Source organism: Paenibacillus sp. FSL k6-2145 (assembly GCF_037976585.1).
Classification (GTDB): domain Bacteria; phylum Bacillota; class Bacilli; order Paenibacillales; family Paenibacillaceae; genus Paenibacillus.
Map to the genome: position 1 here is coordinate 4933848 of NZ_CP150267.1, position 14011 is coordinate 4947858.

Below are 14011 nucleotides of genomic sequence, written 5' to 3' on the forward strand. Positions count from 1 at the left end.
GTGCGAATGCGCGTATAAACAAGGAGGGGTGAAATGTCTGGAAAATATACAACTGTACCTTATGGTTATGAGCCACCTGCGGCCAGCCGCAAGGGCACACTGACTTTTTATGACTCGTTTGAACATGTGACCGATGAGCAACTCGAGCGCGCCGCTGCAACGGTAGATACCCGTTCATTCATACAGCTTGTGCTGTATCCTTTACACGAGAGCACGTTTAAGCGAATGAGCAAGGATACGATACAGGCATATTACAAAAGAGAAGATCGCCTTCATGATTGGCGGCGAGAACATCCGACTTCACGTATACGTGTGGAGGGGCTTGAGGGCAAGAGAAAGAAATATACACCTGTGGATAGCGCGCTGCGCCATATCACTGCGGAATATCCAGCCCCTCATTTTCTTTATTTGACGATAGAGATGGCGAATATGTTTGCTTCATTTGATTCCTTCAAGGATTGGATCAAAGAGCTTCGTCTCATCATTGACGGGTCATCAGGTGATCTTCATCCCAAGCTGGAGCAAAATCGTCATCGCTGGGAATGGGCGGAATGAAAACATAGACATATGAAGAAGATCGGCCTGCTGATCGTATTCAGACCCAAAAAAAGTTGTGCTGTACACCGGAATTCCGGTGTACAGCACAACTTTTTTATTTATATTTTCTCTGCCAAGGACGAAGTCAGATCAAGTGATGTTACGGTTTTATTTTTACCTGTTCGTTTGGCGGCATACAGACAGGCATCCACTTCCTCGAACAATTTGTCTTTGGTTAGATTAGGACTGTAGCTTTTGAGACCGATACTCACCGTGATGGAAGCTCCTTCAAGTTCCAGATGGCCCATCAGGGCAATCTTCTGACGAATCTGTTCCACCATGGCATAGGCCTGCTTGAAAGATTGCTCAAACATCAATAAGGCGAACTCTTCGCCCCCGTACCGTGCTGCAATATCACTTGAGGTAATGGTTTCCTGAATGATCAGGGACACTTTCTCCAGAATGATGTCTCCAACCCGATGACCATACGTATCATTAATGGATTTGAAGTCATCAATATCGATCAGGGCCAGATGCAGACTCATGCCACTGTTGGCATACTCAAATGCTTTTTCATAAAAATCCTTGAAGGAGCTTTGATTATAAAGGTTGGTTAAACCGTCTGTTTTGGACTGTTTGGTCATAATGGCATTCCGCACAATAAGGTCCTGCTTGGCAAGCATGCTGGCTTGAAGATCATCGAGCACCTCAACGCCGCTAGTTACGATAACCTGTGCTACATATGTACCTAAGATTAGAAAAGCAGGAATGGATACCATGTCAAATGAAGACAGGTACAACCGGTAGGCCGGATCGAACAAAACCAGAAGGTAACCAGCCATCTGCATCAGAAAGACAATCCAGACTCTCTTTTTACTGAAGAACAGCACCGAAGCAAAGATGGGCAACAGGCAGATCGCTAATATAATCCGAATGTCATAATTGACATGAATAATCGTCCAGGCGATAACCGTGCTGGCTATAGACATGGTGTAAAAGGAATATGAACTGAAGCGCCGATCAACCCAACTTGCGAACAAAATGCATGAACTGCTGACGGCCGTAGGCCAGAACAGGACATTCATCAAGAAATCTGTAGGTGTGCGATCATACTCCAGAAACAGGAAACAGCCAATCTGAATGGCGAAATGTGCAATGATGACTATCCAGTAGGCATGGAGCATTTTTTGAATCCATTTGGAATGTTTGAACTCGTATTCTGTTGGAATGTGACTATTTTGCGTATGGAAACCTTTCATATATCACCGCTGACTGCATCATAATGGTACGACAGAATTACTCTCGTATATGATGATTATAAATGACAATGAACAAAACGCAAATGTATTTAACTGTTATATGAGAACAAGACTCACAGAAGTTTCGAGTTGTCACAAACTTTTTGTGGAGGACAAACAAAACTCAACGATACACTCATAGACTATATACATGGCTCCGTTCCATATGTAGGAAATCATTGATGAAGGGGAGGTGATCTTCATTCCTCTTGTCGTTCGTTCAACCGTTAATGCTACGGGAGCAATTACATTTACAGGAAATACGCTTGGACTGAGTCGTTCGGAAACAGCGGGGGTACCTGGAACACAGGACAGTATTGGAGGTTTTATCACAACCAACACCAGCCTCCAGTACGGCACCTATCCATTGGGAACTACAAGCCTGTATCAGAGCAACAGTTCAGCAGCCATTCTTACACTACCTGCTGGAAGTACCGTTCTGTATGCAGAATTGATCTGGGGCGGCAGCTACATCAATGGTACAGTCAATCTGAGTGCTGCCATCAACAATCCGGTTACGTTTATTACACCCGCAGGGACTTCCAGTGTCACCCCAGATCCACTTACCTACAATCAATTCGATCTTGGGGGCGGTGCTGCTGGCTATGTACGTTCCGCCAATGTGACGACACTTGTACAAAATGGGGGAGCAGGTACATATATCACCGGAGCAGTGGTAGGAACTATTGTTATTACAAATGATTCCACGGCCAATCATGCGGGATGGACACTTGGAGTCATTTATCAGAATCCCAATCTGCCTTTTCGCAACATGTCTTTGCGTGCAGGGGGCGTACTCGTTCAATCCACTTCACCCCCTGTCGTTACCACACTGACTGGATTTGCAACGCCCCTTTCCGGTGTATTGGGAGGAAGAATACTGTTCAGTGCGCAGGAGGGCGACGCGAACCGCACCGGTGACCAGGCATTATTCGGGCCAACCTCAGCTACATCGGTTGCTTTGTCCGGGCCCAATAATCTAGCTGCGAACTTTTTTGCTTCTCAGATTAACGGAGATACCGGAGCGCTTAATACAACCGGAACGTTTGGGACACGAAATCAGATCAACGGAGCTCCAGGTACCAATATTATCGGTGGACGTCAAGGCTGGGATATTACCAATGTGGATGTTTCAGCAAGACTGATCAATAACCAGTCATCTGCGGTGTTGACATTAACGACCTCGGGGGATGCCTACATTGTCAACGCCAATGCAATTCAAGTTGATATTAATGCACCCAAGATCACATTGGCTAAGGCAACGGTCGCCGCCGGTGCAGTTGCCGGGGATAGTATTCTATATTCGGTTACCGTTACCAATGCAGGCACTGCGAGTGCGGCCAGTGTTGTTTTATCCGATTCACTTCCTGCAGGGCTTACCTTTATTCCAGGCAGTGTCACGGTTGCAGGTGTACCCCGTCCAACACTTGATGTGACGGCAGGCATTCCGCTGGGTTCGTTAACTTTATCCAGCAGTGTCGTTGTAACCTATCGAGCACTCATCGGTCAGGATGCAAGCATCCTGCAACTAGTGAATTCGGCCAATGCAGCCTTTACATTTCAAAGTGTAGCAGGGGGGCCGGTCATTACCGGAGTTATTCCGTCCAATAACTCCACCCTTCCTGTTTATTCGCCAAACCTGTCCATTGTGAAATCGGCGAGTACTACCAATGCCACGGTGGGTGACCTGGTAACCTATACACTCCAAGTGAACAACGGAGGGAATGTTGCTGCCAACGTTACGTTGAGGGATAACATTCCAAGTGGTAGCTCATATGTAGCAGGAAGCTTTCGTCTGAATGGAAATGTGATTGCTGGCGCCAATCCGGTTACCGGCGTTAATCTGGGGAGCCTCGCGGCAGGAAGTGCCAATACCGTGACCTTTCAGGTACTTGTAACAAGCTTGCCGACACCTCCGACTCTTGTGGATCAGGCTACGGCTTCTTATTCCTTCAATTCACCTGATGGTCGGACGATCACGGGAAACATCGCCTCGAATACCTTAACAATCCCGGTAACATTGCCCAATGTGAACACGGTAAAATCAGCATCCGTTACCGATGTTGCTGTCGGGGAGACTTTCACGTACACCGTAGTTACTACCAACAGCGGTATTCAGGTGATTAACAATGTGGTACTTACAGATGCGCTCCCTGCTGGAACAACATTTGTTTCCGGTAGTGCAACCGTAAGGGGAACTGTCGTACCGTCTGCGAATCCGAGCAGTGGAATCTCTATTGGGACATTGGCGGCCGGAAGTTCTGCAACGGTGACGTTTCAGGTGAATGTGCAGTCCCAGCCTGCTTCGGGTTCATTAGTCAACCGAGCGGTAGTATCGTATAGCTCAGGTGCGTTCACGGGTATTTCCAACTCCAATTCCATTACAACCCCTGTATACCAAGCTGTTGTCGGGATCAACAAGTCGGCAAGCCAAACCAATGCGACACTGGGGGATCAGATTGCATACACACTTGTGGTCACGAACAGTGGGAACATATCGACTCAAGTGAATGTGACCGATACGATTCCAGCGGGGCTGACGTTTGTCCCGAATTCGGTAACCGTGAATGGTACTGCACGTCCTGGAACCAGCCCATTAACCGGAATAACACTGGGCAGCCTCCTGCCGGGAGTTACGGCTACGGTGGTGTTTCGCGCTACACTCACCACACTTCCGACTCCCCCGACACTGGAGAATCAAGGGACTGCAAGTTATACGTACCAGCTTCCAAGTGGACGGAATCTCTCAGGCAGCAGCTTATCCAATATCGTTCGTATATCTGCATCGGCTCCGAATATTTCTATTAGTAAAACAGTAAATACACCGGATGCGACAGTAGGAGATGTGCTTACGTATACCGTTGTTGCAACAAACGCAGGAATTAGTGCAGTACAAAATCTGGTGATTTCGGATGCACCATCCGGTTCTGAATTTGTCCCGGGTAGTGTCACGATTAATGGATCTGCTGTTACCAGCGCAAGCCCCGTTGCGGGAATCGCAGTGGGTACATTGAATAGCTCAAGTAGTGTAACTGTGACCTATCAGACCAGAGTGAATTCTGTTCCATCCACAGGTTTGGTTAGTAACCGGGCCAATGCAGCATTTACCTCAGGCAGTTTTAATGGTGTTTCTTCTTCCATATCAGTAAATACCCCCATATTTCTGCCAGTGATTCAAGTGGTGAAATCAGCAAGTACAACAAGTTTGACGGTAGGCGATACGTTTAATTACACCATCCAGATAAACAATACAGGTAATATAGCTGCATCGGTTACCTTGACAGATCCCATTCCAGCAGGAGCAATATTCAGCACAAATAGTGTCATTATTAATGGCGTACCTACACCTGGGCTCAGCCCGGAAATAGGAATCAGTCTAGGAGAGATTGCTGCGGGCTCAGGTGCAACGGTCACCTTTGTTGCGACGGTTACCAGTTTGCCAGATGCAAGACAGTTAATTAATCAGGCGGTTGCTTCGTTTGCCTACACGCTTCCAAGTGGTAGAACGATTGCCGGTCTCTCGTCATCAAACACCATCACTATTCCAGTGTCTCTACCCAATGTTACGATTGTTAACAGTGACAATGTAGAGTACGGCGTAGTCGGGGATGTCATTCGATACACATCTGTTATTCGTAATAACGGCACAGTAGCCGTTAATAATGTGGTATATGTCAATCCTCTTCCTTCAAATACCCCATTTGTACCCGGAAGTGTCATTGTGAACGGGACTTCGTTCCCGCTCTCCAATCCGACAGCCGGCATTCCAATCGGTACGTTGGCTCCAGGAGCCGAGGTTACCGTAACTTTTGAGGTGACGATTACCATGCCGATTCCTTCGCAGATTAACAATCAGTCGACGGTCAGCTTCACATCCGGTTCATTTTCAGGGTCATCATCCTCCAATACCACACAGACTCCGGTTATACAACCGCAGATTTCACTTGTCAAAACGGCAAATACCGTAAATGCGACCGTAGGTGATACGGTTGTATACACGGTAACGGTCAGCAACACAGGCAATCTCGAGGCAAATGTTACCGTGACAGATACCATTCCTGCTGCGACTACTTTAGTACCCAACAGTGTGGTTGTATCCGGTGTGCCACAGCCTGGAGCGACGCCAGCAGCAGGCATTCCGGTAGGCATTGTAGCAGCGGGGGCGACGGCTGTTGTCACGTTTGCCGTTGTTGTGGATTCACTTCCATCTCCGCAGCAGCTTAGCAATTTTGCTACATCATCCTTTACATTTACACCTCCAGATGGGCGGACGTTGACTGGCTCAGCCACTTCGAATACGCTCACGTTTCCAGTCTCGTCACCAAACGTCGCTGTTGTCAAAAGCACAGCTTCCACTGCGGCTACGGTAGGCGATACGGTGACCTATTCCATTCTGGTGACCAACAGCGGAATTGCACCGGTGAACAATATTCAGTTTTCGGACCCGATTCCAGCTGGAGCCTCCTTTGTAACAGGGAGTGTCACAGTGAATGGGGTTGCGCAACCTGGAGCCAATCCAGCAGGTGGGGTATCCCTTGGGACATTGGGGCCCGGAACGTCCGCAACGGTCACGTTCAGTATCCGTGTCGACGTGATCCCGCCAAGCAATCAGTTGAGCAATCGCTCTACGGTCAGTTTTACCTCAGGTACATTCTCAAGCACAACCTTCTCTAATACCGTGGTCACTCCGGTGTACCAGCCTATTCTTTCAGCACAAAAAACAGCCAGTACACAAAACGCTACCGTTGGGGATACGGTCAGCTACACGATAACCGTGAGCAATCAGGGAAACTATGGATCCCAGATTAACCTGACAGATAACCTTCCAGCCGGAACCATCCTTGTTCCAAATAGCGTTATTGTGAACGGTCAACCACTGCCAGCAGGAAATCCAGCAACGGGCATCCCCGCAGGCAATGTGGCTCCTGGAGCTACGACCACCATTACCTTTTCAGTAGTTGTTGATACGCTGCCAAGTCCGCAACAACTGGTGAATCAGGCTACGGTAGCTCTATCATATACATTGCCGGATGGGCGGAACATCACGGAGTCCGTTCTATCCAATGTGCTGACCATTACCGTATCGGCACCGGATGTCGATGTCGTCAAATCCACAACTTCAACGGCGGTATCTGTTGGTGATGTCGTAACGTATAGCATCGCTGTAACCAATAACGGAATTGCAACGGTGAACAATGTGGTTTTCACGGATGCAGTGCCGACAAGTACCGTTCTTGCGCCAACCGGCGTATTTGTCGATGGTGTTCTGCGCCCTGGTGCCAATCCTTCTACGGGAATAACACTTGGTTCCATCGCACCTGGTGTTACGGTAACCGTTGTATTTAGTGTGCAGGTTACGGCGCTCCCGGCAAGTGCAGTGTTAAACAATCAGTCCACGGTCAGCTTTACATCAGGTGTTTTCTCAGCGACCACATTCTCCAATACGGTTACAACTCCGGTCTATCAACCTATTCTGTCGGCAGTCAAAACGGGAGATCAGACGATAGCAACGGTAGGGGATACAGTTGTGTACAGCATCGCCATCTCCAATGCCGGGAACTATGGGGCATCCGTCACGTTGACCGATACCATTCCAGCAGGAACAGAGCTTGTTCCAAATAGCGTTATTATTAACGGGGCTTCTGCACCAGGTGCAGATCCGGCTTCGGGTATTCCGCTTGGTGTCGTTTCCACAACAACTCTAGTTACCTTCTCCGTTGTGATTGTGACGTTACCTTTGAGCCAGTCCATCACCAATCAGGCTTCTGCTACATTTTCGTATACATTGCCTGATGGAAGAACACTTGGAGGCACGATTACGTCCAACGCACTCAACATTCAGGTATCTGCTCCGAATGTCAGCGTTGTGAAGACTACTCCGGTGATTGATGCTGTGGTGGGCGATACGATTGTATACGAGATGGTTGTGACCAATGAAGGAATTGACCCGGTAAACAACATTGTGATCACCGATCCGATTAACCCAGCCACCACATTTGTTACAGGCAGTGTTCTGGTGGACGGCGTCCCACGTGCCTTGGCCAACCCTGCGCTGGGCATAGCTCTTGGTAGTTTGGCGCCTGGAGCATCGATAGCGGTATCGTATGCAGTGCGGGTCAATACGCTTCCAACACCACCACAAGTGAGCAGTCAGTCTTCCGTAAGTTTCACATCGGGTGTCTTCTCGGGAGCAGCGTATTCCAATACGGTTGTAACACCAATCTATCAGCCGATTATTGCCGTAACCAAAACGGGGAGCACTTCCAATGCAACGATTGGTGACACCATCACCTATTCTTTTGCCATTAACAATAGCGGGAATCTTGATGCAATTTTGACATTAACGGACAATATACCGAATGGAGCCGTACTGCTTCCCAACAGTGTTCTGATTGATGGTGTTCCACAGCCAGGTGCCAATCCGGAGACGGGTATCGCTGTGGGTGCCATACCGTCCGGAGGTACGGTTATTGTAACGGTTACCCTCGAAGTGACTGTAGATACGTTGCCGCAGGATCAGCAACTGGTTAACCAGGCGGTGGCCAACTATACATTTAGTCCACCCGATGGCCGTCTGTTGACGGGGACCGTATCTTCGAATGTTCTGGTTATCCCGGTATCCGCACCAAATGTTGTTGTTGCCAAAAGCACAAGTGCCATTGATGCTGTTGTTGGTGATGTAATCACCTATACGGTTGTAGTAACCAATAGCGGCATTGAAGTGGTGAATAATGTGGTCATGGTTGACCCGGTACCTGTCGGTACAGTATTTGTGCCAGGAAGTGTTACGGTGGATGGTGTGCCAAGACCAACAGGGAATCCGAATACAGGCATCACGCTTGGTTCGATTGCTGCGGGTGCTTCCGTTACGGTTACATTCAGAGTAGAGGTTGTGGTGATATGAGCCAATCTTCCGGTCCGTTGTCCCACTGGCTAAAGAATCAGTCCCTGGTTCGATTCAGCTCGGGTGCGACTGAACTGGAACAGGTATCCTATTCGAATACGGTTGTAACACCGTGGATCGGCCCCAGGCTTGAAGTCAGAAAAGTGTGCAATGTCACAGAGGCTGCCTTGGGGCAGTCTCTTATCTACCGTGTTGAAATTGTTAACACCGGAAATCTTACGGCCCTAGTGCACCTATTGGATCAGCTATCTGCAGAGACGGCACTGCTTCCCAACAGTGTATTGCGTGATGGTATTCCGTTACCGGGAGCATCACCGGAGAGAGGATTGCCTCCAGCTGAAATCGCGCCCGGAGCCATGTTGCGGTACCACTTCCAAGTTGTAATCTTACGTTTACCTGAGACACTGAAGCTGCTGAATCAGGCACAGGTTAACTATGAGTTTTTGACACCGGAAGGCAGAACGGTTACGGGTGTGGAACAATCCAATATCGTGGAGGTCAATATGGTCTCATCCCGGCTGGAGATCTCCTTTCAGGCGGATCACATCTATACCTTCTCAGGGGATATTGTCATGTACACCGTCATCGTGAGCAATCCGGGTTTTATTACAGCCACGAATGCCCAAGTAACGATTTCTTTGCCACAAGGTATTGTTTTTATACCTGCGAGTGTCATCGTAGATGAAATGTTTGCGCCACAAGTAACGCCTGATACGGGCATACAACTTGGAGAGATTTTGCCCGGAAGCTCAATGAGGATACAATATCGGGTTCAGGTTATGGGGGGAAGCGATGCGAACGGAATATCAAGTGTAGCTGTACTGGCGTATATCTCGGCAGGACAGCAGGAGACGGTCTACTCCAATCAGGTTACCCTGGAAGTTATACAGCCCCAGGTCTCTGTGCTGAAAAGTGTGCTCCCGGTAACGGCCACATTGGGTGATGCCGTCCAATATAATATTACCGTCTCCAATGCAAGCAGTTATGCGGTGGATGGAATTCTCTTGGATGTACTGCCAACAGGTTTGACGTTTGTCGAAGGCAGTTTGGGCTGGAATGGGGTTAAACGTCCCGGAACCAATCTAGCTAGAGGGCTTAATCTGGGGACGTTGACAGCCCGGTCGGTTCTGAATATTCAGTTTGAAGCGAAACTTCCAGATCGAGATGATTCGATGCCTGATGATTACAGGTATGTGAATCATGCTAGCCTGATGTATACATTTCGATTGCCGGATTCACGATCAGTGCAGCGGATGATTACATCCAATGAAGCTGTGGTCGAATTAAAAGCGCCGATAATTCAGGCTTATGTTCAAGTGACACCCACATTGGTCGAGCAGGGAGGTACCGTCACTTTTCAGGTACGTGTGGAGAATACGGGCAATTTGCCGGCACGTGTACAACTTGGGAGCATTTTACCTGAGGGTGCCAGATGGCTTGGGCAAGCTACGGGTGAGATCCAATTGAGCTTACCAGAGTATTCCACACCACGGGTTCTGCATGTGGGTGTGATTGAGCCTGGAACGGAAAAGAACATCTCCTATGTAGCGAAGTTAGCTTCTGAGAAGACGGGGACGCTGCAAGGAGCCTTGATTGCTAGGTACACGTATGAATGGAATGGACAAAAACGCGCTGGCGAAACCCGATCGAATGAGTACAGCATCATTGTGGAGTATGGAGAAGAATAGGAGGTATCACGGTTAACGGTAACTTGCCTGAGGAATTTGCTCATTCTGGATGCCATGAGATTACACGAACGTAAATGAATGGTATACTAATTGAATATGAACTCGGCAATCAACCCGTGGAATCGGGACGTCGGAGTAGAGGAGGCAGCCACATTGGCAAAAGCAAAAGTAGCAAAAAGACCTACACGGGATGAGTTTGAACTTGAAGAGTTGGGAAACCAGCTGGTTGAAGCCTTTCGGGAACGTTCGGAAGTACTGTTGACGGTATGGGGCAAGGAAGATCAGGTGCAAGGAGTCATCGTCAAAATGGACTCCCGTACACGACTAGTGCATGTAGAGTATACCGAAGAAGAGTTCACAGCGAAGGTACCTTTTCTGGATATCATGCGTGTGCAATCTCCCCGGTACTGAACGAAAAAAATAGCAATCTGAATAATTAGGGCATCCGCCCTGTCAAAGTCGTTCTTCCTGCATAAGATAACCCATACCTGTTGCAGAGGAGGTACGGTCAATGAGCGAAGTATTAGGTGGAGAAACAAGAGGCTACGGATACGGAGGTTTCACTTCTGTAGGTGCCATTCTGGTTCTGTTCATCCTGTTGGTTATCATCTCCAAAGCGTTCTTGGTATAATTGCATATCTCTAAAGAATGAAAGAAGCTCTGCCATCATGGCAGAGCTTTTTTGTTCGTTCAGTCATTGGCGAATTTTGTAGAAAATCGGTGTTAGTCCTGCTTACGTTATGTTAGAATATAACCATCCCTAGAGAAAGAAAGAGGTGTTTTGATTATGAGCCAAACGTTAACAGAATCTTTAAATGAACAGATGAACTTTGAGTTTTATTCCGCTCATGTATATCTGGCTATGGCAGCTTATTGTTCCAGCAAAAGTCTGGATGGATTTGCGAACTTCTTTATCGTGCAAGCGGAAGAAGAGCGATTCCATGGCATGAAAATATACAAATTCCTGAATGATCGTGGACAACGTGCCACACTTGCGGCTTTGCCAGAACCGAAGAATGAATATGCTTCGATGCTGGATGTATTTGAACATGGTTATGCTCATGAACAGCAAAACACGAAAAAATTCTACAATCTGGCTGACATCGCTCTGAATGAACGTGAACATGCAACGATGTATTTCCTGAAATGGTTCATTGATGAGCAGGTTGAAGAGGAAGCATTGTTTGACAACATTATTCAGAAGCTGCGCCGTATTGAAAAAGACAGCAATGCCTTCTACATGCTGGATGCCGAGTTTGGCAAACGTTCGTTCACTGCTCCTGCTGAATAACTTTTACGTAGGAGTCGATAAGATTCCAGCGTCAAAACACCATGTACATACAGCATAAGGTAATGATCCTGAATGCAATGGGGGCAATCTCCTTGCAAGGGATGATGGTTTGATGCCATATGCTGATTGAAGACATAGAAGCCTGCACTTGTGCAGGTTTTTTTGCATGCAACGATATTTAATGATTGTATTGATTTGCTTGAATTGGAGTAATAGTCTATCAAAATTCTGAATTTGGGTAATAGAGGATATGTCACAATTGATCTATCCTGGCGGGATCTTATTTTGCGCAAATCTATCAAATTCGTATTAAATTTTAGGTTTATCTGACAAAAGTGTAACTCTACCGTAGCCTTTGGAGCGAGAACAGGAGCCACTATCTTTGATAGTATTAGGATTAATCGCCAAGGGATGAAGGTAGAAAAACATGGACACCCGGGGAAATATAACACATAAGGGAGACTTTTAATTATGCTACATATTCGTAAATCTATCATGGTCACACTTGCTATTTTACTAATCATTCCACTCTTATTGCCGCAGTCGGTATCTGCCAAATCAGCTGCATCCAAGGATGGTGCAAGCAAAGTAAATTCCAAAATCATATACCTGACGTTTGATGATGGGCCAACCGCTCATACGGGTCAGTTACTGGATATTCTGGATCAGTATAATGCGAAGGCAACGTTTTTCATGCTGGGTCCTCAAATGGAGAAATTTCAGAAGGCTACCAAACGAATCGTAGCTGACGGGCATGGGTTGGGTCTGCATGGGGTGTCTCACGTTCCAGGCAAATTCTATAAATCTGCATATAGCGGATTAAAAGAGATGCAACAGGCCAATGTAAGTCTGAACAAGGTTGCCGGAGTTAAAACAAGTCTCGTGCGGACGCCATATGGTAGTAAACCTTATCTCAAACCGGCATTCCGTAATGTACTGCTGGGCCAGGGTGGATTCCATCTATGGGATTGGAATGTCGATTCGGAAGACTGGAAATACAAGAAAGATCACCAGAAAGTCTATAACAGTGTAATGAAGCAAATCCACAAAGTGCAAAAGAGCGGAACAACACCAGTTGTGCTTATGCACGACCAGGAAGCAACGCTGAAAGTATTACCGCAAGTGTTGAAAACATTGAAGGCAGAAGGATATCGTTTTGAAGTATTAAGCAAAAAAGTGCAGCCGGTTAACTTCTGGAACGACAAGCGTTAATCTTTTTAATTTTTCTACAGATTGGCTACAACGAAGGAGGCACACATCATGAAGAAACAACCATTATGGATCACGATTCCAGTAACGACAGCCGTTTTACTTGCTCTGGCAGGATGTGGCGGACCGGATTCAAATGCAACATCTTCAGAGAATAGTTCTTCACCAACGACAACAGTGGGTGAGCAGACCGAGACCGGCAGCGGTGGTGCTGATTTCTCTAATGAAAATGAAACGGGAACCAAAGAGAATACGGGCACAACAGATAATGAAGACACATCAGGATCGAAGGCAAATGACAACCAAGTTGCCACGGGTCAATCAGGTGTGAATGATGTGATCAAGCAAGTTCGCAACCAGTTGAAGATGAAGGATGCAGCGTTACCCACTTCATTCACATTGGACAAGGGTACATCTTTGGGTGCGGCAATACTGTCCAATACTGCTGATGCATTTAAGGTAAACTTCTACGCTACCACTCAGTCTGTTGCCATTAATGATCCGTCTTTAACTGCATCCGAAAGTAAGATACCTGTTCTGGCTACCTATGAAGTGAAGACCTATAAGGACCCGAATCAGCCAGGAATTTTCCCTGAGACGGACCTGAAAGATATTCCAGCAGATATGGCTGTGGATCTGGGACATGGCATCAAAGGCATGAGTGAAGGTGCCGCAGGCAGTCAATATCTGACTTGGCAAGAAGGTAGATGGACGCTGGAAATTCGTTCGGTTTCCGAAGATGAAATGAATAATCCGGGCATAGCGAAGAAAATGGTGGAGTACCTGGAGTCACATACGTTGCCTGTACCCAAAGATAAAGGGTATATCAAGGTTGAATATCCAAGTGGTGGAAAGTCTGTTCATGTAACGATCTCATGGCAGGATGGTAACCAAATTCATCAGCTTAAGACCGATCAAGTGCCATTAGAAGCTCTTGGCATGGTTGTATCTGTGAAATCCTAAGTGTTTTACGGATATTCTGCAATGTAGAAGAGATGAGTGTTGGATTGTGACGATACACATAAAAAAGCTTGGCCCAGGAAGGAATTGCTGGGCCAAGCTTTTTATTTTGAGTATGTTATCG

At 47.1% G+C, this 14011-nt stretch carries 9 protein-coding genes; 8 read left to right on the forward strand and 1 reads right to left on the reverse strand.

The genetic code is table 11. The features are described 5' to 3' along the window. Positions 1-33: 33 nt before the first annotated feature. Positions 34-555, forward strand: coding sequence for a hypothetical protein (locus tag NZ043_RS22120; protein WP_339309235.1), 522 nt, complete (start codon positions 34-36; stop codon positions 553-555). Between the two features lie 101 nt (positions 556-656). Here the strand turns inward: NZ043_RS22120 and NZ043_RS22125 are convergent, their stop codons facing one another. Continuing rightward, a complete protein-coding gene (locus NZ043_RS22125; RefSeq protein ID WP_339309236.1) occupies positions 657-1796 on the reverse strand; it encodes a GGDEF domain-containing protein in 1140 nt (379 codons plus the stop codon). 232 nt (positions 1797-2028) lie between these two features. Here NZ043_RS22125 and NZ043_RS22130 point away from each other — a divergent pair, with 232 nt between their 5' ends. The 7 genes from NZ043_RS22130 (at position 2029) to NZ043_RS22160 (ending at position 13890) form a co-directional block, all read left to right on the forward strand. Continuing rightward, complete coding sequence (locus tag NZ043_RS22130) at positions 2029-8739, forward strand: DUF11 domain-containing protein (RefSeq protein ID WP_133384502.1); 6711 nt, start codon at positions 2029-2031, stop codon at positions 8737-8739. Then, a complete protein-coding gene (locus NZ043_RS22135; RefSeq protein ID WP_133384503.1) occupies positions 8736-10427 on the forward strand; it encodes a DUF11 domain-containing protein in 1692 nt (563 codons plus the stop codon). The genes NZ043_RS22130 and NZ043_RS22135 overlap by 4 nt, the downstream gene beginning before the upstream one ends. Before the next feature lie 153 nt (positions 10428-10580). Then, positions 10581-10838, forward strand: coding sequence for a YolD-like family protein (locus NZ043_RS22140; RefSeq protein WP_036608707.1), 258 nt, complete (start codon positions 10581-10583; stop codon positions 10836-10838). A 100-nt stretch (positions 10839-10938) separates the two neighbouring features. Further along, on the forward strand, positions 10939-11058 hold the full coding sequence (locus NZ043_RS22145) for a hypothetical protein (RefSeq protein WP_017688846.1): 120 nt from the start codon (positions 10939-10941) through the stop codon (positions 11056-11058). A 156-nt stretch (positions 11059-11214) separates the two neighbouring features. Next, positions 11215-11718: a ferritin gene (locus NZ043_RS22150; RefSeq protein ID WP_076217026.1), complete on the forward strand. Its 504-nt coding sequence runs from the start codon at positions 11215-11217 to the stop codon at positions 11716-11718. A gap of 471 nt (positions 11719-12189) precedes the next feature. Beyond that, entirely contained in the window at positions 12190-12930 is a 741-nt protein-coding gene (locus NZ043_RS22155) for a polysaccharide deacetylase family protein (RefSeq protein ID WP_133384504.1), read from the forward strand. A gap of 48 nt (positions 12931-12978) precedes the next feature. Further along, on the forward strand, positions 12979-13890 hold the full coding sequence (locus NZ043_RS22160) for a hypothetical protein (RefSeq protein ID WP_133384505.1): 912 nt from the start codon (positions 12979-12981) through the stop codon (positions 13888-13890). Positions 13891-14011 lie beyond the last annotated feature (121 nt).

Coding starts and splice junctions, on each gene's coding strand:
- NZ043_RS22125 (WP_339309236.1), bottom strand. CDS start 1,796: ATGAAAGGTTTCCATACGCAAAATAGTCACATTCCAACAGAATACGAG.
- NZ043_RS22160 (WP_133384505.1), top strand. CDS start 12,979: ATGAAGAAACAACCATTATGGATCACGATTCCAGTAACGACAGCCGTT.
- NZ043_RS22135 (WP_133384503.1), top strand. CDS start 8,736: ATGAGCCAATCTTCCGGTCCGTTGTCCCACTGGCTAAAGAATCAGTCC.
- NZ043_RS22120 (WP_339309235.1), top strand. CDS start 34: ATGTCTGGAAAATATACAACTGTACCTTATGGTTATGAGCCACCTGCG.
- NZ043_RS22155 (WP_133384504.1), top strand. CDS start 12,190: ATGCTACATATTCGTAAATCTATCATGGTCACACTTGCTATTTTACTA.
- NZ043_RS22150 (WP_076217026.1), top strand. CDS start 11,215: ATGAGCCAAACGTTAACAGAATCTTTAAATGAACAGATGAACTTTGAG.
- NZ043_RS22145 (WP_017688846.1), top strand. CDS start 10,939: ATGAGCGAAGTATTAGGTGGAGAAACAAGAGGCTACGGATACGGAGGT.